Origin of the sequence: Levilactobacillus andaensis, from assembly GCF_016861695.1 — a bacterium.
GTDB lineage: Bacteria > Bacillota > Bacilli > Lactobacillales > Lactobacillaceae > Levilactobacillus > Levilactobacillus andaensis.
Map to the genome: position 1 here is coordinate 115945 of NZ_BOLP01000003.1, position 26554 is coordinate 142498.

General features: G+C 50.2%; 22 protein-coding genes. 6 read left to right on the forward strand and 16 right to left on the reverse strand.

What is annotated here, in order from left to right:
• Positions 1 to 328 precede the first annotated feature (328 nt).
• The 11 genes from JUF10_RS01320 to JUF10_RS01370 form a co-directional block, all read right to left on the reverse strand.
• Positions 329 to 1363 carry a WxLIP family cell surface protein gene (locus tag JUF10_RS01320; RefSeq protein ID WP_236008125.1) on the reverse strand — a complete coding sequence of 345 codons (1035 nt, stop codon included), beginning with the start codon at positions 1361 to 1363 and terminating at the stop codon, positions 329 to 331.
• A gap of 143 nt (positions 1364 to 1506) precedes the next feature.
• Complete coding sequence (locus JUF10_RS01325; protein WP_203640448.1) at positions 1507 to 2184, reverse strand: WxL domain-containing protein; 678 nt, start codon at positions 2182 to 2184, stop codon at positions 1507 to 1509.
• A 236-nt stretch (positions 2185 to 2420) separates the two neighbouring features.
• The gene (locus JUF10_RS01330; RefSeq protein WP_203640449.1) at positions 2421 to 3083 is read right to left on the reverse strand and encodes a hypothetical protein; all 663 of its coding nucleotides are present in this window, start codon (positions 3081 to 3083) and stop codon (positions 2421 to 2423) included.
• 850 nt (positions 3084 to 3933) lie between these two features.
• Complete coding sequence (locus JUF10_RS01335) at positions 3934 to 5298, reverse strand: amino acid permease (RefSeq protein ID WP_203640450.1); 1365 nt, start codon at positions 5296 to 5298, stop codon at positions 3934 to 3936.
• A gap of 642 nt (positions 5299 to 5940) precedes the next feature.
• The gene (locus tag JUF10_RS01340) at positions 5941 to 6459 is read right to left on the reverse strand and encodes a GNAT family N-acetyltransferase (protein ID WP_203640451.1); all 519 of its coding nucleotides are present in this window, start codon (positions 6457 to 6459) and stop codon (positions 5941 to 5943) included.
• 18 nt (positions 6460 to 6477) lie between these two features.
• Positions 6478 to 6924 carry a flavodoxin domain-containing protein gene (locus JUF10_RS01345; RefSeq protein ID WP_203640452.1) on the reverse strand — a complete coding sequence of 149 codons (447 nt, stop codon included), beginning with the start codon at positions 6922 to 6924 and terminating at the stop codon, positions 6478 to 6480.
• Positions 6925 to 7108: 184 nt separating this feature from the next.
• A complete protein-coding gene (gene fabV / locus JUF10_RS01350) occupies positions 7109 to 8308 on the reverse strand; it encodes an enoyl-[acyl-carrier-protein] reductase FabV (protein WP_203640453.1) in 1200 nt (399 codons plus the stop codon).
• A gap of 514 nt (positions 8309 to 8822) precedes the next feature.
• On the reverse strand, positions 8823 to 9818 hold the full coding sequence (locus JUF10_RS01355; RefSeq protein WP_203640454.1) for a tRNA dihydrouridine synthase: 996 nt from the start codon (positions 9816 to 9818) through the stop codon (positions 8823 to 8825).
• Positions 9819 to 9946: 128 nt separating this feature from the next.
• Positions 9947 to 10912: a DUF4097 family beta strand repeat-containing protein gene (locus tag JUF10_RS01360; protein ID WP_203640455.1), complete on the reverse strand. Its 966-nt coding sequence runs from the start codon at positions 10910 to 10912 to the stop codon at positions 9947 to 9949.
• Positions 10909 to 11541, reverse strand: coding sequence for a DUF1700 domain-containing protein (locus JUF10_RS01365; RefSeq protein ID WP_203640456.1), 633 nt, complete (start codon positions 11539 to 11541; stop codon positions 10909 to 10911). The genes JUF10_RS01360 and JUF10_RS01365 overlap by 4 nt, the downstream gene beginning before the upstream one ends.
• Entirely contained in the window at positions 11534 to 11851 is a 318-nt protein-coding gene (locus JUF10_RS01370) for a PadR family transcriptional regulator (RefSeq protein WP_203640457.1), read from the reverse strand. The genes JUF10_RS01365 and JUF10_RS01370 overlap by 8 nt, the downstream gene beginning before the upstream one ends.
• Positions 11852 to 12109: 258 nt before the next feature.
• Here JUF10_RS01370 and JUF10_RS01375 point away from each other — a divergent pair, with 258 nt between their 5' ends.
• From JUF10_RS01375 to JUF10_RS01390, 4 genes are all read left to right on the forward strand, one after another.
• Entirely contained in the window at positions 12110 to 12664 is a 555-nt protein-coding gene (locus tag JUF10_RS01375) for a cysteine hydrolase family protein (RefSeq protein ID WP_203640458.1), read from the forward strand.
• A gap of 195 nt (positions 12665 to 12859) precedes the next feature.
• Positions 12860 to 13798 (forward strand): C39 family peptidase, encoded by a 939-nt coding sequence (locus JUF10_RS01380; RefSeq protein ID WP_203640459.1) that lies wholly within the window; start codon positions 12860 to 12862, stop codon positions 13796 to 13798.
• Between the two features lie 34 nt (positions 13799 to 13832).
• Complete coding sequence (locus tag JUF10_RS01385; protein WP_373301263.1) at positions 13833 to 14852, forward strand: DUF5776 domain-containing protein; 1020 nt, start codon at positions 13833 to 13835, stop codon at positions 14850 to 14852.
• Between the two features lie 561 nt (positions 14853 to 15413).
• The gene (locus tag JUF10_RS01390) at positions 15414 to 15932 is read left to right on the forward strand and encodes a hypothetical protein (RefSeq protein ID WP_203640461.1); all 519 of its coding nucleotides are present in this window, start codon (positions 15414 to 15416) and stop codon (positions 15930 to 15932) included.
• Positions 15933 to 15981: 49 nt separating this feature from the next.
• Here JUF10_RS01390 and JUF10_RS01395 read toward each other — a convergent pair whose 3' ends face one another.
• From JUF10_RS01395 to JUF10_RS01405, 3 genes are read right to left on the reverse strand one after another with little or no spacing between them, the layout of a single operon-like run.
• Complete coding sequence (locus JUF10_RS01395; RefSeq protein WP_203640462.1) at positions 15982 to 17316, reverse strand: glycoside hydrolase family 30 protein; 1335 nt, start codon at positions 17314 to 17316, stop codon at positions 15982 to 15984.
• A gap of 42 nt (positions 17317 to 17358) precedes the next feature.
• A complete protein-coding gene (locus JUF10_RS01400; protein ID WP_203640463.1) occupies positions 17359 to 18606 on the reverse strand; it encodes an MFS transporter in 1248 nt (415 codons plus the stop codon).
• 52 nt (positions 18607 to 18658) lie between these two features.
• Positions 18659 to 20650 (reverse strand): beta-galactosidase, encoded by a 1992-nt coding sequence (locus JUF10_RS01405; RefSeq protein ID WP_203640464.1) that lies wholly within the window; start codon positions 20648 to 20650, stop codon positions 18659 to 18661.
• Positions 20651 to 20778: 128 nt separating this feature from the next.
• Here JUF10_RS01405 and JUF10_RS01410 point away from each other — a divergent pair, with 128 nt between their 5' ends.
• Complete coding sequence (locus JUF10_RS01410) at positions 20779 to 21648, forward strand: helix-turn-helix domain-containing protein (protein WP_203640465.1); 870 nt, start codon at positions 20779 to 20781, stop codon at positions 21646 to 21648.
• A gap of 282 nt (positions 21649 to 21930) precedes the next feature.
• The gene (locus tag JUF10_RS01415) at positions 21931 to 24153 is read left to right on the forward strand and encodes a glycoside hydrolase family 3 C-terminal domain-containing protein (RefSeq protein ID WP_203640466.1); all 2223 of its coding nucleotides are present in this window, start codon (positions 21931 to 21933) and stop codon (positions 24151 to 24153) included.
• 334 nt (positions 24154 to 24487) lie between these two features.
• Here the strand turns inward: JUF10_RS01415 and JUF10_RS01420 are convergent, their stop codons facing one another.
• Together JUF10_RS01420 and JUF10_RS01425 are read right to left on the reverse strand one after the other, a co-directional pair.
• On the reverse strand, positions 24488 to 25630 hold the full coding sequence (locus JUF10_RS01420; RefSeq protein WP_203640467.1) for a glycerate kinase family protein: 1143 nt from the start codon (positions 25628 to 25630) through the stop codon (positions 24488 to 24490).
• A 10-nt stretch (positions 25631 to 25640) separates the two neighbouring features.
• Positions 25641 to 26546: a dihydrodipicolinate synthase family protein gene (locus tag JUF10_RS01425; protein WP_203640468.1), complete on the reverse strand. Its 906-nt coding sequence runs from the start codon at positions 26544 to 26546 to the stop codon at positions 25641 to 25643.
• Between the last annotated feature and the right edge of the window lie 8 nt (positions 26547 to 26554).

Consider the following 26554-nt stretch of genomic DNA (forward strand, 5'->3'; position numbering starts at 1 on the left):
TTGTATAGGTTGCGTGCTCCGACCACAGTCGACTTGCCTGCTACCGGCTACAGTCACCGGAAAATATAACCATAGCTCAATAGCGCGACAACTATAATCAGCACGACCGATCATCCACAACGTTGCCGGAGTCGGAGGCTGACAGATTCGGAGCCCAGTGAAAGCGATCTTAGACCGGAAAGCCCCACCCGGTCTTAGAACGCTGGCCGTCTTTGAGACTCGGTCTAGGAGGCTCAAAGGCGCCCTGAAGACCGCTCCCCAGGCTTCAGGTCTGCCTCACAGGGGCGGAGAACCTGTCAGCCGCAGACGGAGAACACGTACAATCACACTACTCGTCAACATCATCATCGTCGCGGTGCCGGTTGCGGTAGAGCAGGTAACCGATGACGGCAAGCAGAATGGCAATCAGGAGTCCTAACGCCGCGTACAGCCAGTAATTTGGCCGTTTAGCTGGCGCCAAGACCGTCTTGTTCAATCGCTTAACGGTCTGGTCTGCAATCGTGAAGTTACGGGTAAACTGCCAGGTCTGGGCACCCGCCTTGGCCGTTAGATAGAGCGTGTATTGGCCGGCGGGAAGGTTCTGGCTGCCCCACGGAATGCCAAAGTTAAAGTTACTGTTCGGCGCCATCCCCATCCCGCTTTGTTGCTGCCGAATCAGGGTCTTGACCGAACCAAACTTCGTCACACGGGCATTGACCGTGAGTTTTTGCATAATGCCAGGCTGCGGGTTTTGCAGATTAGCCGTGACGTAATTCCGCCGGTTGATCTGCGTGGCCTTGACCTCGTGCAGGCGCAGGTCGGGTAAGACCGTCTGCGCGCTCTCGCGAAGTCGTAAGCCAATGGCATAAGCGAACGCGTTTTGAATCGTGATCTTCGCCGTCGTATGTTTCGCGGCGGCTGGGACCTGTTCCACGTACACCCCACCTAAAATAATTCCCGGTAGCTTCTTCGCAGGCATGGTGTAGGTAAACGTCACCTTTTTCTGGGCATTAGCCGCCACCGTCACCTTTTGGTCGGCCCCCTTAGTGAAGATGTCTCGCGTCCCCACTTTTAACGAAGGGTCCAACTTAGGCTTGACCTGACTGTAATCAATCACCCCGTTATCGTTTGTCACGGCTTGATTGATGCTGACCACGTACTTCTGTTGCCGATCGCTCGTATTGGTGATGACGATTGCCAACTCCTGCGTTTGCCCCGGTTTGACCCGCAAGGCAAAATAGTTCACCTGCTTGTCATCTTGGTTACTTGGGAGCTCGGCTCTCACCGTGTAGCCCACGCTATCCGCATAGGCCGTTGGCATTTGCCATATCAATCCGACTAAGGCTAGACTCAATGCGAGTAAAAGTTGCCATCCTCGTTTCATCGTTGTCATCCCCCCATCAACCGCCAGAAAAACCGGTGCCACGGACATGACACCGTCAAAATGACTTGTGCTGCTTGCTTGCTGGCGGCCTAGTCGTCGCTTTTAGGAAACCCATTTAGCATCAGCACGGCAACTTTCCAAAATTACTGTGGCGTGTCGCTTAACTGCCACGTCAGCGTTGAACTGTAGATACCGCTGACTTGCCCAGCAGGAACCGTTAAGTTGACGTTGGCCAAGCTATACTCGGAATCCCAAATCCCCAAACCACCCTTAGTTGGAGCCGCCAAAACGATTTGCGTCGTCCCGGTCCCATTTAAAGGTGAGTTGGTTGCCACTGGTGCGGTGGACGGGTTCCCCGTGTTCGCTGCGGCCACTTCTGGTGTCCCCAGCGTCAATTGGGCACCGCCTAACGTGTCACCCGCTGCATCCGTAAACGGCGTGTTCTTTAACTGAACGTTCCAACCACTGCCTAAGCCGGGGTTGGAAACTTCAACAGGATTGTCGGCCGATACCGCAAAGTAACTGCCGTTGGTCTTACCGTTAGGAGTGACATTCTTGCCAAAGCTGATGTTTGGCGCCGTATCCAGAGAAATCGTGGCGTTAGGACTCGTGTCAAATTCGGCTGACGTGGTGGTACTTTGCGTCGTTACAGCCGAACTGCTACTCGTCGAATCGCTGCTACTTGTGGTGGTCGTTGTCGAAGAACTACTGCTACTCGTATCAGTGGTTGCCGCGTAAACTGGTGCGGCGGCCAACAAACCAGTGCCTAGGCCCAAAACGGCTAGGGCGCTGAACAGTGAAACCTTCAATTTACGAGTCATTTTACTCACTCCTTCATACTAATATCATGATTACCAGTATTAGAGTAAACGAGGCGCCTCGGTAATGGCTAAGCCCCCCGCTAGCTGACGCCCTAAATTGTTCCGTGCCGGCCACGTTGTTCGCCGACTATCTGACCGAATTAACCTTTCAGTGTCCATACGCTTGATTCAATAAAGATGATAACCGCTATAAATTAAAAAGACCAGCTTTTCGCCAGTCTTTCGTACCTAGACCTTTAGTGGTGAAAGTCCCCCACCTTTAAGCCTAACAACTCATTTAACCATTGATGTGTCGCGTCATCAGCGCTTGCTGAAATCTTAAAACCAAGCGGTGAAAACAACGAACCAACTGCCGACCACTGGACCTGTCCCCCCACAAAGAAGCTGGCGGTCAATTGTTCACGCTGTGTGGGCGTGACGGGTGTCGCCATGGTCGTTAGTAAGTTTACGGCCAGTTGATCGGCCACTAAACCCGCGTAAGCCGTTGCTGTCAGGGGCTTCACGATTTGCCGCGGAACCGATAATGGGACGACCGGACCTTCGCGCAATAATAACCGTTGCCAATTCATAATTTGACCGAGCAACACGCCATAGAATTGCCAGGGGACCTGATTACCGATGCGTTTGAGGGTCGTCGCTGTGATGGCAGCCACGTCCCACTGAACCCGTTGTTGGCCCTGCGCCAATGCCGTTTGCAGCCACTCGCTAAAAAAGCGCTGGACCGTGGCGTCGACTAGCGGCGGAAACTTACTGCCCTGGACCAAATGGTAACGACCGAGTAAAAAGTCCTCGACTTGGTCCCAGTCAATGGTGCGGCTGGCCTGTTGTTGCTTCCGCCGTTTGAGCTGACGTAGCTGTTTTAAACGGCTTGATTTTCCGTAATTTCCTGGACGACTCATGGATTCGCCCTCCGTTTCTTTTTTGTTTTGTTCAATGCTTAGCTAGGTGCACAGGTAATTGCCGCACTGCGGCTGCCAGGGATTCCGCCTGCTGTGGAGACGCTTCAGCCTGTGGAGCGGGCTTCTCGCTCGCTTTGAAGCCACGAAGACCACGTGTCTCCAAAGTCGCCCATCTTGTTAGCTAGCCAGCGGCCAGCTAACAAGATTACCACGGCCGGCTGCATCCCTGGCCTCCTTCGGCTACGATGATGCTTTGCCAAATACTCACGCAAAACACGCAGCGTTACTAGAGAACCTAGCTTCGTGTGACCTACATTATACAACATGACTAGTCAAATATACGCTACAAACCCGGAATCCTCAATTCAACATAAATCGCTGGGAACAGACGTGGCCCTGACCTCCGCATTCAAGAACGACCTCGTCATTTAGCCCTCTTTTTACCGCTAGAAAAGTTGCTGACTCATTCCGAATATCCAATATCCGACCGGAACGAATAAGATCGGCGTTCATAGTTCTCTTGAACTGTAGCAAATTTTACAGTCCAAAACCAACCCAAGTCGGAGGAGGGCAGGGATGTAGCCAGCCGTGAAAGTGGTGTTAGCTGGCATTTTTCAGCCAGCTTACAGCACGGGCGACTTTGAAGACACGCGATTTCTGTGGCTTCAAATCGAGTCGGAAGCCCGTACTCCAGGCTGGAGCGTCCCCACAGCAGGCGGAATCCCTGCCAGCCGGAGTGCGACCAAGTTTGATCAATCTAAGCCCCGACAAAAAGCCCCGCGGATATTTTCCACGGGGCCCCTTGTTGGCGATTAGTCCCTGACAAAATCAGTTGTGCAGGACCAATACCTTATTTTTCTGCCGTTTCACGGGCGTGATATTTTCTGAAGTAAATGAGCGTCATGATAATCAGGAAGACGACCCCAACTAAAATGGAGATGCGCGTTTCGGGATTCAAGAACATGAAGATCAACGTGATGGCTAGAAAGACCAGCGTAATGTAGTTGGACCACGGTGCAAATGGCATCTTGAATGGATGGTTCGCCATGTGCTGTGGATTTTGCTTACGGAACTCAATTTCACTGATCAAAATCACGAACCATGGCACCATCCCTGGCAACACGCTGGAGCTGTAGACCATGACGAAGATTTGACTGGCGTCCTTGAAGTACATCGGCAAAACGACGTTCAAGACGACCCCAATCCCGATCCCGATGGAAATCGCGATGACCGAGTAGAACGGAACCCCATGCCGGTTGAGTAGCGTCACCTTTTTCGGCAACTGACTCTTTTCGGCTAAGGTGTAAGCCATTCGACTCGCGCTGTAGATCCCGGAATTCGATCCGGACAAGGCGGCCGTGATGACCACGAAGTTAATGATGGAAGCCGCGGCAGTAATCCCAATCTTAGCAAACGTCTGCACGAACGGTGAGCCGATCTGGTTGAGTTGGTCCCACGGGTAGATGGAAACGATCACGAAGATGGCGCCGACGTAGAAAATCAAAATCCGAGCAACCGTCGAACGAATGGCCGTGACCAGTGTGTGTTGCGGGTTCTCGGCTTCACCGGCCGTGACCCCGATCAACTCAATCCCCTGATACGACGCGAGCACAATGGCCAGCGCGTAAATGAACCCTTTGGCCCCACCGGTAAAGAACCCGCCATGCGTCCAAAGATTGCTGATGCCGACCGCGTGACCGTGGTTCCCAAAACCAAAGAGAATCACGCCTAACCCCGCGATAATCATTAAGACGATTGTGACCACTTTGATCAGGGCAAACCAGAATTCGAGTTCCCCGAACATTTTAACCGAGATCAGGTTGGCCACACACAAGAAGGTGATGGCGACTAACCCCGGGATCCAGTCCGGCAGGTTGGGCCACCAGAAACGGAAGTACCCACCCAACGCAATCATTTCACTCATCCCAACCACGATGAACTGGAAGATATTACTCCAGGCCGTTAAGTAGCCGAAAACGGGATGCATGTATTCGGAAGCAAAGGTTGCAAATGACCCGGTCGTGGGATGTACGTAAAGCATCTCCCCGAGGGCCCGCATAATTAAGTACAGAAAAACACCAGAAATGATGTACGCGATGAGGACGGAAGGTCCCGTCCACTTGATTGTGGAACCAGACCCCATAAATAATCCAACGCCGATCGTTCCGCCCAACGCAATCATTTGCATCTGGCGAGCGCTTAGTTTTCTTTGCAATCTAATTCCTTCTTTCTATTCTATTGAATATATTTTTGAAATATCGATAAACAATGGCTGACTAAAATTGCTTCAAATCGTACAGACCATAAATTAAAACTTTATGAGAACCAGTTTATCTGGTTCTCGACCGTAACGCAATCTTTTTTTGCTGAAACGACCCCCATGACCAATTTTGCTGCTTAACTAATTTGCAGCCGAACAGCCTAAAATAGAGTGAATCTCTCCACGCCGTAGCTGTCAGAAAATCCGACTGCTGCGATTGACCCTTTACAATAACCACAAAATTTACTCTACTTAAACCAACGATAGCATTGACATATTAACTATTGATCGGTAATCCACTATGTAAGCCGAGAGGTCGGTAAATATGGGCTCAGGCGCGTCGTTCTGCTTAGTTGGTGGTGTTTTTCCACCGGCTTAGCAGAAAACCAAGCTTGAAGACTCGTGATTTTCGAGGCTTCAAGTTGTGTTCGCACCGTTCCAGCCCATATTTTCCGACCGGTAAGGCGCAAGACCATCCACATAAATAGCTAAACTTGTTCTTAATTATGCAGCAGTTCCCCGTTTTATTCAAATTGATCTAAGCAGCAAAAAGGCCGCCACCAGCGCTACGCCGGCAACGGTCATTGGTTAACTTTTTTAGACTAACTTTTCATATACAAAACAAACGTCAGTTGGGTGGTAGACACCCACTAAATCGCCGACCTTTTGGAAACCGAATTTCTCGATCAGGTGTTGCATCTTCTTATTGTCCCGGTGGGTGTCGATGCGAATGCTATCGGCATCGGGATGGTTTTCTGCGATGTAATCGAATAGGTCGCGGAAGAGTTGGGACGCGTAGCCCTTGCCCTGATGATGGGAGAAGATGGCGACCCGGTGAACCGTGACGTACTTGTCGCTGGTCGAGAGCCATTCACCGTCCATGGTGTCGTACGCGTGGTCCGGTGATTCGATGATAGCGGCCACACCTAACGTTTCGTGGTCGTCACTGTTATAAATGACTGCCCGGCCGTCTTCAATGTCACCCTTGATGACGTTGCGGTTGGGATACTCATTTTGCCATTGATCGATACCGGCATCGGCAAGTTGCTGCTTGCCGTCTTCAATGATGTCACAAACTAAGTCTAATTCTTCGATTTTTGCTTTCCGTAAATACATGTCGTGGTCACCTCATTATTAAATTCCGAAACTTTTTAATACCCGTTGCGCCAATTGGTCGATGCGTTGGTAATCGTCATCGTCCGGATTCTGGTCAATTTTGACCGAATCGGCGACCTGTTCACCGTTACTGGAATTTAACTGCATGGTTAAATAATCGACAGCGCGACCAAAGTGCAGGTGTTGTTTGGAGCTGGACCCCAATACGGCAAACTTGGTCCGTTTCAGGTCAACATCCTTCAGGTCGGCAAAGAAATCTTGCGCTTCATCGGGCAATTCACCGTCATGATAGGTGTAGCACGCAATAATCACGGCATCGGTATTGGGCAGGTCAAAGGCATCAGCCTGTGAAATCTCCGTAATGACCGTTTGTGCGTGAGCTGCCAACTGGGCCTGTAAGTGGCCAGCGATGGCTTGGTTACGTCCAGTATGACTGGCATAAATAATCTGAATTGATGGGATCATAAGTTAAATTTCTCCTCGATACAAAATAGCCGGCACACATTGGCGGCACCGGCCAAAAGTAAACTGGTAAGTATTATAGACTATTTTCCAGAAATCCCCTAGCAATTCACATCAAATAATCTTGGCCTTGTGAAAAATCGTGGCGGGTGTAAACGATGCCATTGCACCACTCACTGGACTCCCACTAGAATGCCAAGTCAGCAAACTTTTTTTCATCAAATTCGTTGGTCACACCCGGAACGGCAAACCCACTTAACTGACGGAATTCACGACGAAATTGTTGATACCCTGGGAGATCTGTCGTGAAATTGACCGGCGTGATCTGCGGCAAGAGTGTGGCGACCTGCTCCTGAACGGCTGGCGACAATTCAGTAGCATCTGGGCGTAACCGACCAAGCGTATCGACCTCACGCCGGCTCCCATAAACCATGTCGCGGAACAACCGGTCTTGCTGGTCGATGGGCCGCTCGTGGGTCCCCAGCGCCTGTTCGACTTGGTACAACGCCGTACAATAGCGCGAAAATCCCGGAATGACCACGGACGCTTTGGTCGTCACAGAGCGGTTCACGCTGATCAGCGCTTCCCCACCACTGGGCAAGAGTTGCTTGTGAAGCTGCCGGGCACTGGCCTCCGCCGCCCGTTTTGCCCGGCCCAAGGTCCCATCATGATAAATGGGGGCCGTGACCGCGGGACCTTCATAGGAAAAGAGAATCGTTTTGCAGGTCGGCGCTAACACCCCAGCGGCCTGCAACGATTGCACCCACAACTCCCAGTCCTCGCCGCCCATAACGTGTTCGGTAGCTGAAATTTCGCTTGGCGTGGCCGCCTCAATCGTCGTTGCGAGTAGCTGATTGCGTTCTAGGTCGACCGTAAAATCGGTGACGGGCTTGCCAATGGGTTTGATGACGGAGCGCCAAACCTCATCCGAGTCAAACGGATTCACCCGTTTCGGTGCTGCAATTGAATACACGAGTAGGTCGATTGGCCCATCTAGCTCGGATTGAATGTAGTGGATAACATCACGCTTCGTGGCGGGCAAAAAGGCGTTGGCATTAAAGTTCTTGGCAACCAGCCCCGCGGCTTCGGCGGCCTCCTTGAAGAAAACCTGATTCCACCAACCCGCGGCACCTAAGAAGTCATCCTTGGGTGGCCGCGCATAGCCTACGGAAACGGTCGCAGCGCCTTGACCAAACGCGGCAGTGACACGACTGGCCAAGCCATAACTGGCGGAGCCACCCAGAATTAAGGCGCGCTTGGCACCGGTATACTGGCCCTTTTGGCGCACAACCTCGATTTGTGATTGCAACATCTGTCGCAGTCCTTCTGGATTGACCGACCGGGCCACGTTTCCTTCAATCTTTTCTGTTAGCGTCACTTGCCCCATGACGTTCCCACCTTTCCTGTTCCCTCTAAGATACCACTTTCCTTAGGCGGTCCCAGCGCATTTGCTCATTGAAATACTAATAATCAGATTGTGCGAACTGGTCGCGCTACGGCTGTCAGGGATTCCGCCTGCTGTGGGGAACGCCTCCAGCCAAAAAACGGGCTTCCGGCTCGCCCAAAAGCCGTGAAGACCACACGTCTCCCGGACGTCCCATGCCGTAAGTCGGGAAGGAACCCCGACCAACGCCATTTTCATGGCTGGCTCCATCCCTGACCTCCTCCGGCTTAGATTAGGTTTACCACTAATATGCTTCGAAATCCGTCATTCTCTTCTAGTAGTTATTCGCCATAACACCACGAAAGCTAACGCAGAGTGGTTCTACCCTTTTCTCGTTTGACCAATTATTAAATCCTAAATATTCCCACAATTATTAATAATAAAATTAAATATAAAAAAGCGCACCGCCACCGCCTATAACTCAGGCCGCAACAGTGCGTTGTATTTTCCTTTAGCTCTAATCCGTAAATTCCGATTCCACCAACAACTTGCGAACTTCATCCGTCGTATGCGTCTCCATCAAAGCATTGCGGAGACTGGCAGCGTTGCGCTGGTTGCGGATGTAGATTTTGAAGAACCGCTTTAGTGAAGGGAACCGTGACGTATCGAACCGCTTTTCGAAATCGTCGTACAGGTCAAGCTGGTAGTTCAATAACCCCAGCAACTCCTTGATGTCGTGTTCCTGCGGTTCCTTTTCAAAGGCAAAGGGACTGGTGAAGATGCCGCGACCGATCATGATGCCATCGACGCCCGGATGGTCCTTGGCCAGTTGCACACCTTGTTGGTAGTTCTCGATGTCCCCGTTTAGTTGTAACAACGTGTTCGGCGCAATTTCATCCCGTAGCTTGACGATGTCATCGATCAGCTCAAAATGGGCGGGTACCCGGCTCATTTCCTTTTTCGTTCGTAAATGAATCGTCAACAAAGGAATATCTTGTTGAAAGAGGAACGTCAACCAGTCGCGCCATTCGTCCAAACGACTGTAGCCTAGCCGCGTCTTGACGCTCACCGGTAACCCGGCCGTCTTGGCACCGGCAATGACTTCAGCGGCGCTATCAAAGTTGCGGATCAGGTCGCTCCCACCGTGGTTCTTGATAACCGTGGAATCCGGGCAACCCATGTTCAAGTCGATGGCTTCATAGCCGAGGTCCTTGACGACCACTGCGGCTCGCGCAAAGGCGTCACCCTCATTGCCCCAGAGTTGGGCGACTGGCATGTGGGCCTCTTCAGGCGCGACGTAGAGCCGACCCTGAACGGTGAATTTAGCCTTGGGATGGGTCACACTGATAGCGTTCGTAAATTCGGTGAAAAAGACATCGGGTGCCGCAGCCCGGGCCACGACTCGCCGAAAGATAGCGTTGGTGACGGCTTCCATGGGTGCCAAGCTAAAGAATGGCCGGTTTTCGGCCTGCGCGTGGTCCGCAATATTTTGCCAGTAAGATGAGTCAGACACGATAAAATCTCCTTGATCTCATTAAATTTGATGTTTAGTCCGGTTTTAAGCAGTTCCTACATTCTACCACGTTTCGTCACCGAAACCAGTAAAAAAGAGTTGCCCACAACGGACAGCTCCCCTAAAACCTAGTCTGTACTGACAGTAATATCGCCGTCAGTGGTCGTTAATTTATACTGCGCCTGGGCGTTCTGATGTAACCAATAGCCGCTGTGACGCGCCTTCCCCATGACTTTAATGTCGTCCATGTCCGCATCCTTACCGATAACCTTGGCCCCGGCTGACTTCGCGATGTGGGCTGTAATGTCCCCATCATCTGTGTAGGCCGTCAACGTCTTGGTCAACCGATTATTCTGCAAATGAACATCCCCATTAGACGAGCTGACACGACCGCCGCCTAACTTCGTTTCAGAGACGCGAACGTCCCCATTCTCCGAGACCATTCGATTAGTGTTGGCGGTCAAGCGACTGTTGCTGACCCCAACATCCCCATTTTCAGCGACAACGCTGAGCTGCTGCGCTTTAACATCACTTGCCCAGACGTCACCGTTACTGGAGTTGACCGTTAGCTGCTTGTCGACGCGGACGTCCATCAGGCTAATATCCTTGCTAGCGGCAATCGTCATGCTTTTGGCCTGCAGATTACGCAACGAAATCGCCTGACTCCCCTTTTTTACCGTCACATCGGCGAGCTGCTTGTCCCGCGGCACGGTCACCAGCACGCCACCATTGGTATCGCCACCATCGCCCATGGAAAAACCCGTCTGGCTTAAGTGGGCAGTGGAATTGCCCCCCTTAATCGTGAGGGTTCCCTTCGACACGGTCGCGGTCGGATGGCCTTTGACATTGTCTAAATAACTCACGGTCACGCGATTACTATTGCCGGCCTTGATGGTAACGGGCGCCTTGGCGTCAACCACGATGCGTTGGTAAGCCCCCGGTTGATAGCTCTGCTGGGCCTTGCGAATCACCCGAAATCCCCGCGGGTTATTGGACCACAGCACGCTCTTGTTCCCGTGATTCCACCAACCGACCCCCATTAAAATTAACCCTAAGATAACTAATACAATTGAAACTTTCGTGCTCCGCTTCATAGTTTCCGCCCCCGTTCTGCGCGACTCCGTGGAATAAAGCGGTTATAAATTTTCTTCGCCGCCCACGACAACGCCCATATGACCTTACTCCCGAACCATTTCACGATTAACCAGCCAATCCAGCTGGCCCCCAACGCTGCTAAGCCCATTCCCAAATAGAAAACTCCGGTCCAGGGTGCTTGGAAAAAGGTGGTCACCCCGACCACGACGCCAACGATGCCGACAGCAATGATACTCAGGAAAACGGCAAAGGCGGCCACGACTAAACTAAAAATAACGGCCGCAAACGCGACAAATAGCGCGCCGATAACGATTAAAATCGGAATCGTCACCGGCGTCGACAGCAGGGCCAAAATAATCAACCATACCGTCTTCACATTATTCTTAGTTGCCTGAATGTCCGACCGTGACTTGATGGACTGACTCTCCTGGCTACTCGAACGAATCGAATAGTCGGCCAACACCTTTCTTGCTAATGACCGCGGCGTCCCCAGTTCGTCGACGGCCTGTTCGTACGTTTCAATGCCGGCGTCCATCAAATACTCCTGATAGTACTCGATGACGTCTTGCTGTTCGGCCGTTGTGAGCTGCCCCAGTAGCTTTTTCACGGCCTGAATGTAATCATTCATCTACGTTCCCTCCCAATAACTTGGTAATTGCTTGATTAAAGTCAGCCCACTCGCTTTGAATCTCGGCGAGTCGCTCACGACCACTGTCCGTCAACCGGTAATAGCGTCGGTTACGTCCCTGAAACGGTTCATCGTAAGTTTCTAGCCAGCCATTTTTCTTTAGCCGCCGCAACACCGGATAGAGGGTCGATTCTGAAATGGGAATCACCTGCCGTACCGCCTGTGTCAACGTATATCCGTAATGGTCGCCCTTGGTGAGTAACCCCAAGACACTGCCGTCCAACAACTCCGTTGGAACCTGAATGGCCATTTTCCTTGCCTCCCCGCTATGCTATATGACGTATAATATCAATTCACCAATAATATACCGTGTCAAAGACTATCTGTCAACTTAATTTGGCCGTAAACTTTATAAATCGCGAAAATACTCTAATGACCGTTGATCACTGGATTCACCGATTCTTTATTAATAAACCCGCAGCCCATATAAAATCCCTTATCACCACAGTCATTGACATTCATTCACTGTCCCTGCATACTGGAAAAAATCTCTTGAGGAGGTCGTCGTATGGCAACGAACCAAGCATTATTAATTATCGATTACACGAACGATTTTGTTGCGGATAAGGGTGCTTTGACTTGTGGTAAACCTGGGCAGGTCCTCGCACCAGCCATCGTCAGTCTAGCGGATGACATTCACCGCAAGGGGGGCTGGGTCTTACTCCCAACGGACGTTCACACACCCAATGACCCCTACCATCCAGAAAGTAAGCTGTTCCCACCCCACAATGTCCGTGACAGCTGGGGCCGGGAACTCTATGGTCCGGTCAAAACCTGGTACGACGACCACGCCGCCAATGGGAACGTCTGGCAGTTCGACAAGACCCGCTACAGTTCATTTGTGGGTACCGACCTCGACTTACGACTGCGCGAATGCCACGTGGACACCCTCCACTTAGTTGGCGTCTGCACGGACATCTGCGTGCTCCACACCGCGGTGGACGCCTACAATCTGGGGTACCACTTGATCATCCACGAAAATGCGGTCGCTAGCTTTGATCCGGCCGGCCATGCGTGGGCACTGAGCCACTTTAAGAACGCTCTGGGCGCGGAAATTATCTAACTGGTCATCCTTTAGCTTTAAATTTAAAAACGGCGTCGTCACAGCATTTAGCATGAGCTAATGGTTGTAACGACGCCGTTTTTTTGCACTGCAGTCTCCATTGCAGAATGCACTACCGCGCGATATAATTAATTCCATAATAAGTGATTAGCGGTTTTATATTTAGGTAGAGATAAAAAAGGATGGCAACTATTTATGAAGAGGTTCATCGGAGTTTTAGCCTTGAGCTTGGGGCTAATTGGGGGCGGCGCGCTAAACGCACAGGCCGCAAAAATGACAGCGTCATCGACATCAACGGTGACTAGCAGTTCATCGTCGACCGTCAAAGGTGGCTCGTCATCCACGGCAGAGGCGACCAGCGAGAGCACGACAAAACCAGCAACGCCTGAATACCGGGCGGTGCTGAGCACAAAAAAGGTCAATTACTACACGAAGGTCGGCCTAAACTTAACGCACAACTATAAGGTCTACAAGACCGGTGGCGCCAAGTCCGCGGCAAAGAACATGAAGCCTATTGCGACCGGCCGGCAGTATGCCAATCTAAAGGTTCATATCACCCGTGAACAGAAGATGGCGGATGGCACGTGGTTGAAATTTACATACAATCATACTCAGACTGGCTGGATTCATCGTAATGGGACGGTCAAGAGCTATCGGTATCTGAACATCCCATTGATTGCGCAACGGCCACAATTACCGACCGGTTGCGAGATTACGGCGACCGCGATGATGCTGAAGTACGCGGGCGCTGACGTAACCAAGATGACGCTGGCAAAAGAAATGCCGCGTAGTTCCAACCCTAACAAGGGGTTTGTGGGCAGTCCCTATTCCGAGTCGGGATGGTGGGTCTACCCCAAGGGCCTGTTGGGTGTTGTGAAAAATCACGTGGGCACGGCGAAAGATATGACGGGTGCCTCGTTTGCCACGCTCAAAACGCAGATCAATCAGGGTCACCCGGTCGTGATCTGGGTCGCGGGCGTTGATGGCTTCGTCAATCATGCCATTACGATGTCGGGCTACAGCAAGACGCGCGTGTACTATAACGATCCGTGGACCAAGAAGAAGACCAGTATGACCCAGGTCAGTTTGAACACGCATCGGAGTCATGATGGGTATCGGGCGTTGAGTTATTAGAAAAGGGGAGATTATTTTGAAGAAACAGTGGTTAATGGGACTATTAGTGGCCTTAGGCTTAGGGAGCCTGGGCGCTGCTACACCAGCACAAGCGGCTGGCAATTATTACACAACTAATCCCGGCATTATTCGCGTCAAGAAAACGGTGGCTTATTACAAGGATGCTGCCAAGACAAAACACGACTCTACGGTCAAAGTTGGTCACTACGCCAAGATTTCCAAGGTCGTGACGGTCAAGGGCCACGCCCCCGTTTTAAAGACGAATACTGGGAAGTATGTGACGGCCAATAAGGCATTTGTCGCTAAGACTAGCGGTTATCAAAATCCCAAGGCCTACTATCAAGTCAACTACACGCAGATCAAGCCTTACGGTAAGGTCGGTTATACGGTCAAACGGAACTATGAGGGCATCAAAACTTGGAAGATCATGCGCCGCTTGGGAACTGCCAATGGTTATAACAAGTATAATCAGGCGACCTATAACGCGGTTCGGAACTTCCAGAAGGCCCATCACCTCAAGGTCACTGGCAACGTTAACGAAAAAACGTGGGTCAAGCTCGGCTTTTCCAAATCAAGTTGGACTAGCATCGATGCTTATGTTGCCCCACTTGGCGCCCACGCTTGGAACGGCCGGACGGAACACATCAACGCGATGATCAAGCAGGCTTACCAATATAAAGGCAACCCCTATCTGGTGGGGTCATCATCCAAACCAATTTACGGCACGGATTGCTCAGGATTAGTGATGCAGGCCCTCTACGCCGGTGGCATCAATCCGGCCCCAATCAGTTCCATTCACCACGCCTACCCTGGCAACGAATGGAATTCACGGAACCTGTGGGCCAGCAAGAAGTTCAAACACGTTGCCTACAGCAACCGTCAACGGGGCGACCTGGTCTTCTACTATCAACCAGGCACCCATGTGATCTGGCACGTGGCCATTTACCTCGGCGGCAACAAGGTCATCGAAAGCTGGCCACCACGGATTATGGTGCAACCCATCAAGAACGGCCAACGCTCAGACGTCGCCGGAATTGCCCGGGTATTTAACTAAATCGAACAAACAATTAAGCGGTCACTTCAATTGTGGGGTGGCCGCTTTTGTTAGGCGCTTCGATTGCTATCACTGGGTGGGCATGGTAAGGTCGGGGTACTGTGTAGTTGAACTTTTTTGTAAATAATTTAAAATATCTGACTTCGTTTTACGGAGTTAACCTTGTAGCCTAAATTTTAGACCTGAGGTAAATTCCGTGAATGATGAGTCAGATATTCAGTTCATTATCCAACAGATTCTAAACGATTACCGTGCAGGCAGACTTAAATACTACCTACACGAAAAATCAAGACTCTATCTCAAACAAGAAGGTATCTCCGCTAGCAAAGTGCTTAAGCTGGCAATCGCACAGCTTCCGACCAGCCACTTTTACAGAGGACCATCAGACCATCATTGGCTCCCAAAGTTTGTAGTCTACGAATTCATCGAACTTAATCATGGCGTCAATTTATACGTAAAATTCGACGTTGGTCCTGAATACACCCAACTTGAATCCTATCATCCCCAGGAAAAGGCACTTAATGTGACTTGGTTTTTTCACTAATGAAAGCAGGCAATCTTATGCAAATAATTGATCAGGTGTGTTCTCCAAATATCTTTGGTAAGCCCGTCTACTATAATGTGCTTGAGCTCAAGGAAACCCAGATGATTGGGCATGACCCGCTTACCAATACTCACCGCTACTGGATTCCCGTGGATGCCGACCTAGATGACACCTCCGCCTACATTGATCCGCTCGACCAAATCGACTACAATTTTGAAGCCGATTTTGCCCTCTACCGGGAGAAATTTAATTTTCTTACTGCGGCCGAAATTACAAAATCCCGCGAAAATTTAGGACTGACACCTGATGAGGCTGCCCTTATCCTAGGACTGACTACCGAAAAGCTCTCTGATATTGAAAATGATGGCTGCTTGCAGTCCTTCGACCAAGAAATCCTACTACGCCTGCTGACCACCCCTGACAGTCTCCACCAACACGTTCAGCGATACCACGCCCTCATTGAACTCCGCGCTAAACAGGCTGATATGGACGTTGATGCCTTATTTGCGAAATTAGAGAAAATTAACGCAAAATAGAAAAACCGGCATCGCAATTTTTCTGCGCTGCCGGTTTTAACTTACTGTCTTAATCAATTACAAACGTGTTAAATGAGTTCGGTGCTAAAGTAGCTTCAACACTCTTTGAGGCGTCCTCTGGATCAGCAAACGTAAATGGTAATGCCCGTTCCAAAGCGTTCTGAACGACAACCACTAACTGCCCATCTGGGTTGCGGAAGGCCTTCCCCATCGAGTTGAAGTGACCCGTCGTTTCCAGGACCTGGGCACCCGGCTTAACGTAGTGCGCATAATGACGCATCACGTAGTATTCCGGATTGCGAGTTACCGCTTGGGTCTTGGAATCAATCGAGAACATTGAGTTTTGGTGCCAGCCCCAAGTACTAATGGAATCACCTAAAATGATGTTCCAGTACGTGTAAGCTGTAGCGCCAGCCGTGAAGTAGTGGTTAACCAGGTGGAAAATGTATTCGGCATATACCCAACTATTGTCACCGTAACCACATTCTGATTCGGTTTGAATCAGCTCAATTTCTGGCCATGAGTTGTGGGTCCGTTCAATCGCGTTTTGACCAGCCCACTGGTAACCGATTCCCTTGATGTACTTCCGGGCGTCGTCATCGAACAAGATGTTATCGACATACCGGTTGTAGTTGTCCAGCTTGATGCCAGAGGCATTGAACGACATGTCTTCAGGACCATTTAACGTTCCCAAGAAGATTTCCGTGTCAATGCCTTCCTTTTCAAAGGTTGGCCCAAGGTAATCGCGAATGAAGACCTTCAAGTCATCACTGCTCCACAAGCAAGATGGGAATTTCTGATCGGCGAAGACTTCATTTTGAGGACAAACGCGTTCGATGTGAATGCCCTGTTTTTCATAGGCCCGAATGTACTTAACGAAGTAGTTGGCGTAAGCCTGTAAGTTTTCCGGCGTCATCACAATGCGACCGAAGTTATACACCTTAGGGAACTTCATCCAGGTTGGTGGCGTCCAAGGACTAGCGAACAGTTGCAGGTTGGGTTGATACTTTTTAGCATTATTGATGTATGGAATCAACGTTTGCTTATCATGGTCAACGGAGAACTCTTTCAAGTCATAATCGCCGTCGGTTTCATCGTAGCTGTACCAAGTTTCGGCGAAATCGTTAGCACCGATTGGGGTCCGGTTGAAGGTAAAGTTCAGTTCATCCGGTGAGAACAAATCCTTGTAGATCTCCTGTTGCTTATCGTCGGCCAACTTGCTTAATGGCAAGTAACCCAGTTCATTAAAGCAACCACCGAAGCCCCGCAATTTTTGGAGCCCCTTCCCGGTCAATTGTAGATCCGTGGAAGCCGTCACGTTCGCGGCAGTTGGTGTCTTTTCTTGTAAATAATTATCTGGTGTACTTTCAATCCAGGTGGTCATTACTTTTTTCCTCCTTAGAAATCAGTTCAAGTTATCTTTTGCTTACTTCGTAGAACGAATCATTTGGATAAAGATGCAGGCGAGCAGGACGAAGACAATAGCAATTGGGAAGACCAACTTGTAGCCACCCATGACCACGACGATACTCGTCACGATAGGGCCGACCGTTTGACCTAAAGTCGTCGCAATGTTCAAAATCCCTAAGTCCTTACCAGCTTCTTCTTTGTTTGGTAAGACATCAATGTTAAGCGCTTGGTCAACGGCACCATAAACAGCGTAACCTAAGCCGGCGAACCCAGCAAACAAAATCATGGAGAATGGTGAACGCATCACCCATGGTAATAAGTATCCAATCGCTAACAGCACAGCGGAAACAATAACCGGTAGCTTCCGGCGACCGATGGCATCAGAAATCGCACCAGATGCCAACGACCCAACTAATCCAACAATCATCGTGACCACGGACATAATTGAAATCGTTGCCGCAGCATCCGCCTTGCCTTGACCAATGTAGCTTTCCAAAATATATAATTGATAATTCAAGATCATGTAGTAACTGAAGATTAATAATGTCCGGCCTAAGAAAGCTAACCAGAAGTCACGGGCACCCTTTAACGGTGGCCGGAATGACGCTAATAATTCGGCAAAGCCACCTTCAACAGCGGGTAAATCCTTCGCTGACTCTTCGTGGGGCCAAACGATAACGGTACAGATACCAGCAATTCCCATTAAAATTCCGGCGATAATGAATCCTGGAATTTGAATTGAGATAAACCGAGCCCCAATCAAGGTCCCCACGGAAGTCCCAGTGGTCGTCCCAGCGGACATGAAGGCAGACATTGTGGCCCGCATATCATCGGAAACCCGGTCAGATAGCGTTGCAATGACGGGCGCAATCATCATGTTCAAGCCCACCATGCTAAGGCAGTAAGCAATACCAATGGCCCAAGCGTTGCTCAAAATACCAATTGAGAAAAGTGAGAGGCCCCCAATAATCCCACCAGCAACGACCCATGGTGTCCGGCGACCGAAGCGTGAACGCGTCCGATCAGAGAGGTTCCCGAATAACAGATTTGCTACCAAGGAAGTGATTGCCGTTGCAGCGTTCAAAACACCGAAGATAGCGGTTGACGCGTTGGGACCAACTAAATCCTTTAGATGTTGTGGTAACAGAACGGCTGAGACAATTCCCAGGCCACCCATCCATAACAAGGCGAAGATAAAGAAACTAGCCGAGAAACGAATCTTATGCGATTTACTCATCGTAATTTTGCCTTTTTCATTTTCCATGATGTTTTCTCCTCAAATGTTTGCGCTTTCATTTATGTACCAAAGAAGAGGATTAATCCCCTTCGACGATGGCAACGCCCCAAGGTGCAAGCTGTAATGGTTGTTGCGTTGGCTGACCACTGATCAATTCATTTCCAGAAACTGGCTGTTTAATCGTCTGTTCTGTACTTGAGTAATTAAAGTAGTAGGTCAATGTCTTACCCAAATCATTTTGTCCCTGCTTCACAATGACTGGGAAGTTTTCGGCAAAAGTATTCAGCTTAATTTCCTTAACGTAGTCGCGAACCAAGTCCGTAATGACCTCAGCGGATGGGTAGCAGCCCATATAGATGACGGACCCCTTACCAAATTGGTTCTTGGTAATTGCGGCATAGTCGGACCAGTTCGGGTCATCATAAGTGGCTAACACTTCGGCCGTATCCGGAACTAACAGCTCCATCCAGTCCTTTAAGGAATCATCCTTGACGCCTTGGAGGCTATGGGTTTGTCCCACTAATTTCGTCCCATCTGGGTCAACGAACAGTTCGTAGTGCACGCCGCTGGCTTCGGAAATGATACCAGGTTGGCGGTCAGTGCGGACCTTAACGTGTTCATCGGTAAAACCAGACTTGAAGGTATAGATGACGTGACCGCCGCGTTTGACGTAATCGTTCAACGCCTTTAGGAAGTCATCGCTGATGCTGTAGAGTGCTGGCACAACGATCAACTTGTAGTCGTCCAGCTTGATATGGTGTTCGTCGGTAATGTCCGTCCGCACGTTCAACCGGTAGAACTGGTCATACAGGGACCGGAAGAGATCGTTGTAGTTTCGTTCATCAGAGAATGGGAAGGCGTTGATTGCCGTTAAGCTTTGATTGCTGACCAGGAAGGCCACTTCTGATTTAATCTTGAAGTTCACGAGATGTGACGACAACTTCTTCAATTCGGCACCGGTCTGCTTCACTTCGTTGTAGACTGGGTTGGGCTGGAAGTCGTGACTCAAGATCCCCTTCCAGTAAGTTTCAGCCGAGTTGTGAATGGAATGCCAGTGCCAGTACTCAACCATGTTGGCGCCGGAAGCCAAGTGACTGTAAGCCAATTGCCGCAATTGCCCCGGATAAGGAACTTGTTGCTTAAAGGCTTGTGCTTGCGTTTCCATTACGAGATAATTATCATGTTTAAGGGTTCTCAACTCATCACCGGCAAAAGAGACTTCCGTTCCAGTGAGGTGCTTACGGGAAGGATGATAAATGTCACCCCCGGCGTAATCCAAGGCTTCACTCGCATCGAAGTGGTTCACATCCGGCTGAACACCGTATGAATACCCGCGCCATTCAAAGTCAAAGTTATGGGTAATAAATTGATTTGGTTGCCGATATTCTTTAACCAAATCGACTTGCCATTTTAAATAATCGGTGACGAGTTGTTGGCGATATTTGTCAAATTCCGTTTTCAAGCTTCCGTTGATGGTACCGTCCATGGAAGGAAAATCCTCCCAGGCGTTGATGCGGTTGCTCCAGTAGTCTAAGCCAAATTCGTGATTAAAATGATCCAAGTCGTCATTAAATTCTTGCTTGATATACTGAATGAACCCTTTTTGAACATTTTCACTAGACGTCCCGTAATGCTTAGTTTCGTTATCAACCTGGAACCCGATGACGGCTGGGTGATGGGCAACGTGCGCCATCATTTTCCGAATAATTCGTTCTGCATAGCGCAGAAATGTTGGGTTGCTAATATCGAAAATTTGGCGAGCACCATAAGGCTGGCGCTGGCCGTTGATTTGAACCATGACCTCTGGGTACTTCTTAGCTAACCAAGTTGGGATGGCGTAGGTTGGCGTGCCGACAATCACTTTGATGCCGGCAGCATGCATCGCATCAAGAACTTTATCCAACGGGGAGAAGTCAAAGACCCCATCTTGTTTCTCATAAGTTCCCCAGGTGCTCTCACCGATACGGACAACGTTAATGTTGGCTGCGGTCATCATTTCGATATCTTTATCGAGCCGGTCGACTAGTAAATATTCGTAATAATAGGCTGTTCCGTACAAAATATTTTTCATTTTTTATCCCTCATTCATTTCTTGTAAACGCTTACCGTGCTTATTATTACCGATTTAGCAAAGCTTGTACATGGCTATCTTCGGCCAAAAAAGACCCAAATCAAACTTTTTAAGGAAGGAAAGACCCCATGGATATCCTCAAAAACGCCCACCGGCTCCCGGTTCTTGACTGGAACCTGAACTTCTTCGGCGGTCATTATCAAAAAGTAGCCAATGAGTGGCAAGTCCCAATGGATAAGCACCAGGCCTTTGAGCTGATTTTTGTGATTGAAGGGCGAGAACGCCTCTCCATTGAGCACGAATCCTATACGCTCAACCAAGGTGACTTCGTTTTGATTCCGCCTGGATTTCGGCACACCGCGCACGCCATCGATCACCTCACCTACTTCTGTTTTCACTTTGACCTAGACGAACCCAACTTCATTGTCCAGTTGATTCAGAACTCGCCAATTTACTTTCCTAAGGGAGAGGGCCTGAATCGCGACATCTGCCCTATCTTGCATGAACTGATTGCCCTGGTGTCCCTGGCGGCCGATTATTCATTTAAGGATAAAATGCAGATTCAGATTTACCTTTCGCAGATCCTGATGATCTTCAGTGAGCTCATTCCAGCTAAATCGGCCGCAACCAACGCTAACCAATCACGTTACGCCAAAATCATTGCGGAATCACTAAAATCCACGTTAAATGATGCTATTCTTCACCCTGTCGATGGCGATACCGAACAGATTTCAATCGCCGACCTCATGGCTTCCATTGGTATCAGCGAGGGCTACGGCAACCGGGTCTTCAAAGATGCTTATGGCTTCTCGCCACAGAAATACTTGTCTGAGTTGAAGTTGAAATGGGCCAAGAAAATGCTCTTAAAGCCGCAATTCAGTGTTGCCGAGATTGCAGCAACACTCGGCTACCAGAACGCTTCTCATTTCAGCCGTCAATTTAAGCGCTGGACGAAGATGTCGCCCAAAACTTATCGGCAAATCGTGGCGAAGACTTAATTTTACAGATATTTCCTAAGCAATACACGATTGCGCGTTACTAAACTTGTGAGCTTAGTCTGATTATTCGGACTAAGCCCTTTTCATATTACCCGGTACCTCATTCGCCTTAAATCTCCGCACATTCTAGAAACTATCTATCATCTAAAGTGGTGTTCATTGTAACCCGTTCAGGTCAGCTTTGGGTCATTTCAAGTCTGATTAACCGCTTTCATTAGGTTGGTTGTCCTGTTAAACTAGTGGTGAAAACGTTTCACTACATAACTGAAAAGGAGCTTTTTTATGACATCACCAATTAGCAATGAATTCATTCAACAGTTGACGCTGACCGAAAAAGCCAGCCTCGTTTCGGGTAAAGACTTCTGGTTCACTGCTGGCATTGACCGGTTGAACCTGGAAAAGATCATGATGACCGATGGCCCGTCTGGCTTACGGAAACAAGCCGATAGCGCCGACGCCTTGGGCCTAAACCAAAGTGTCAAGGCCATCACCTTCCCCGCCTCAGCTTTGACCGCCGCTTCATTTGACCGTCACGCCCTGACCACCCTGGGTAAAAACCTCGGTGAAGCCGCCAAAAACGAAGGCGTTAGCGTCCTCCTCGGCCCCGGCATCAACATGAAACGCAGTCCGCTCGCTGGCCGGAACTTCGAATACTTCTCCGAAGATCCCCTCGTTGCCGGCGAACTCGGTGCCGCTTACGTTAACGGTGTCCAGAGCCAAGGCGTCGGCGTTAGCGTGAAGCATTTCGCCGCTAACAACCGCGAAAACCAACGCTTCACGTCCTCTTCCAACATGAGCGAACGGGCGCTGCGTGAAATTTACCTGGCCGCCTTCGAACGCATCGTGGTCAACGCCCACCCCGCAACCCTGATGTGCTCTTACAACGCCATCAACGGAACATTAAACTCACAAAACTTCAAACTACTGACCAAGATTCTTCGCGACGAATGGGGCTTCGATGGCGTGGTCATGTCCGACTGGGGTGCCGTCGCCGACCACGTGGCCGCTCTGCGCGCCGGACTGGACTTGGAAATGCCTGGTAAAGGCCCACAATCAGTGACCGAAATCGTTGATGCCGTCAAGCACGGCGACCTGACCGAAGCCACCTTGGATATCGCCGTTAAGCGGGTCCTCAAGATGGTTCACGACTGGCACGTCGACAGTCAACCCAAGGCTTACGACAAAGACGCGCAACACGAATTTGCCCGTAAATTGGCCGCTAACAGCATGGTCCTTTTAAAGAATGAGGACCACACCTTGCCACTGGCCAATGCCAAAGACGTTGCCATCCTCGGTGAACTCGCCGACAAGCCACGGTACCAGGGGGGCGGGAGTTCTCACGTGAACGCCTACCGCATCACAACGCCGCTGGAAGTCGCCGAAGCCGCTGGCAATACCAATTACCAAGCCGCTTACAGCTTAGACGCCACGGAAGCCGATGCTGATCAAATCGCCAAGGCCGTTGCCGCTGCTAAGCAAGCCGATAAGGTCGTTATCTTCGCCGGTGTGCCCGAAGCCTTAGAATCTGAAGGTTTTGACAAGACTTCAATGGCTCTGCCCGACAACCAAAATGACCTGATCAAACAAGTCGCTACCGTTAACGCCCACACCATCGTGGTCCTTCAAAACGGGTCCGCCGTTGAAATGCCATGGGCCGATGACGTTGCGGCCATCCTCGAAACCTATTTGGCCGGTGAAGCCGTGGGTGAAGCCACGTGGGACGTCTTGACTGGCGCCGTTAACCCTAGCGGAAAATTGGCGGAAAGCTTCCCCATCAAGCTCGCCGACAACCCAACCTTTGGGACCTTCAATGCTAGTCCATTGACCGAAACCTACCACGACGACATTTTCGTTGGGTACCGGTACTACGACCTGAAGCAGCGCGCCGTTCGTTTTCCATTTGGCTACGGCTTAAGCTACACCCACTTCAGCTACCACGACTTAACCGTTACGGACAAGGATCAAAGCGTCGAAATCAGCTACCAAATCACCAATGATGGCGACGTAGCTGGTCAAGAAACATCTCAAATCTACGTGGCCAACCACGCTAGCTTGGTCGAAATGCCCGTCAAGGAACTTCGCGACTTTGCCAAGACCGAACTGGCCGCTGGCGAAACCAAGACGATTACCCGGACGTTGCCACGGCGCGCCTTCAGCTGGTACAACGCTGAGACCAGCAACTGGCAAATGGACGACGGTGACTACACCATTTTCGTTGGCCGGTCATCACGCGACCTTGACCTACACCAAGACGTGACGTTAGCTTGGAACCCCCAAACCGGTGCTCCAGTAACGCCGAACACGTACATCGGCGCCATCATGGCCCGTCCCGACCTTCGTGCTGCGTTGGAAGAAACCGACATGGCCAAGAGTTTCGACGCCCTGGCTGGCAACGACACCAACAGCGAAATGATGAAGAACATGCCACTCCGTTCCGCCATCATGGTTGGGGTCAGTGTTGACCAACTCAATGCTTTTCTTAAGCTTGCTAATCAGGTGAAGTAAACTTAACGATTATCAACTGTAAATAAGGGTCTGAGACAAAAGTCTCAGACCCTTATTGCGCTCCGAATGTATATGGTCGAAACTGCGACAAAAGGCAGTCAACTCCGCTTAGCCCTGATAGACAAACAATCCCAGACTAGGATTATTCGTCTATCGACGTTAATGCTTATCGCCTACCCGCCATTTGTCGCACTCTTTTGTTTTTTGATTAAGTCCAGCCTCTAAGTTCCGTAGTACGCTAAATAATCCGGCCAAACTAAAAACCTAGCCGTTCCCTGGAATCGAGGAGAGCAGCTAGGTTCGTTTTACCTAAGTAAATGTGAAATTCAATACCTTATTTCGTCACTACCGCGTCAAGGTTAAACGCCTTCAATGCCGTGTACCCCGCCTGTGTCAACAGTGGCTGGACATTGGCAATGGCTTGATCAACAGACATTGGTGTAACCGTTGACGAGAGCACTAAATCGACGCCCGCGTTATAAACGGCTTGAATGTTATCGCCAATGCTCCCGGCAATCAAGATGACTGGCAATTGATGTTTCTTCGCTAACCGGGCAATCCCGATTGGCGCTTTGCCCATGAGAGACTGGCCATCAATCTGGCCTTCACCGGTAATGACCAAATCTGCCTGGGCAATTCGGTCATCAAGCTTAGTCAGCCGCATAATCTGTTCAATCCCAGGTTCGAGGCGACCACCCAAGAAAGTCAGAATACCAAATCCGGTCCCGCCAGCAGCGCCAGCACCCGGCAAGTCACCGCAACTACGCTTTTGATAGTCCATGAGCACCTGATTTAAGTGGTCAAGACCGCGATCAAGTGCCTGAATGGTCTCCTTGGTCGCCCCCTTTTGCGGTCCAAAGACGGCTGAAGCCCCCTGTGGTCCGGTCAATGGATTGGCGACATCCGTCAACCCTACGATGGCGGTCGATTGTAGGCGATGGTCGAGTTCCGACAAATCGACGTGGTCCAACTGCAACATCCCGTTGCCGCCGTATGCCAGTTCTTGGCCTTTGGCGTCGTAGAAGTGGCCGCCGAGGGCCTGGGCCATCCCAATACCACCGTCATTAGTGGCACTGCCACCAAGGCCAATGTAAATTTTTTTTGCGCCTTGGTCGAGCGCGGCTTTGACCAGTTGGCCAACCCCGTACGTGGTGGTCAACATGGGATCCAGGTCGTTTTTGGCCAAGTTGAGTCCGGCCGCTTCGGCAACCTCGATGATGGCCGTGGTGGCATCGATCATGCCCCACTGCGCCTGAACCGATTGCCCGAGGGGACCGACAACGGTCTCCTCGCGCATCTCACCGCCAACAGCTGTGAGAACGCTAGCTACGGTTCCTTCACCGCCGTCCGCGATGGGAACGGTCGTCACCTGAATCGTCGGATCTGCTTGATGGGCCCCCGTCGCAATGTAGTTAGCGACTTCGACCGATGTTGCACTTCCTTTAAACGAGTCTGATGCAATTAGTACCCTTGTCATAGCAAAAACCTCAATTCGCGGCTTTAGTCCCCAACAACTTATCCATTTCGGTCTTCATTCCAGCCAAAACATCACCACTAGATGGTTGACTTGGCAGGATTGGCTTGCCGACATTCATACCAAGCAAGTTAGCCATATCCTTCGTTGCAACCGGGAAACTAGCCTTGTTTTGAACCAGACGAGCAGGATTGAAGGCGTATTGGGCCTCACGAGAACCCTTGTAATCACCGGCTTCGAACTTATTGTAAATATCAACAACTTGTTCTGCTAACCCATTGGCAGTGGAGCAAACACTCCCGTAAGAACCAGCACATAGTCCTAAGAAAATTAGTGTATCTTTACCAGTAAATGGCCGGAATTCAATGTCACTAGTCAAACGAACAACTTCTTCAAAGTAGGTCAAATCACCACTGGAGTCCTTGACACCCACAATATTCTTAACGTCATGAGCAAGGTCACTAACCAACGAGGCGTTCAGCTTGTAGCCAACTCGAGGGTTATTGTATAGCAACATTGGCAGGTCAGGAACCGTATCTGCAATCGTCTTAAAGTGGTCGTACAATTCTTTGTCAGTTGGCTTTAAGAACATTGGTTGCAAGACGGAAATTCCGAAGGCCCCTAACCGTTGGGCCATCTTAGCTAATTTAACGCCGTGACTGGTCCGGATAGGTCCCATACCGAAGAAGACAGGAACCCGATCAGCCGTTTCATCGACAATAATCTTGAAGATGGTTTCCATCTCGTCATCAGTCAACATATAGAATTCGGAGTTACTACCGAAGGCTAAGATGCCTTGGACGCCGCCATCGATTACACGGTCAACGACTTCACGTAACTTAGGTTCATTTACAGTTTCGTCATCATTTACGGGAATCAGTAATGGAACGATAATACCTTTGATCCGACTAATATCCATGATTTATT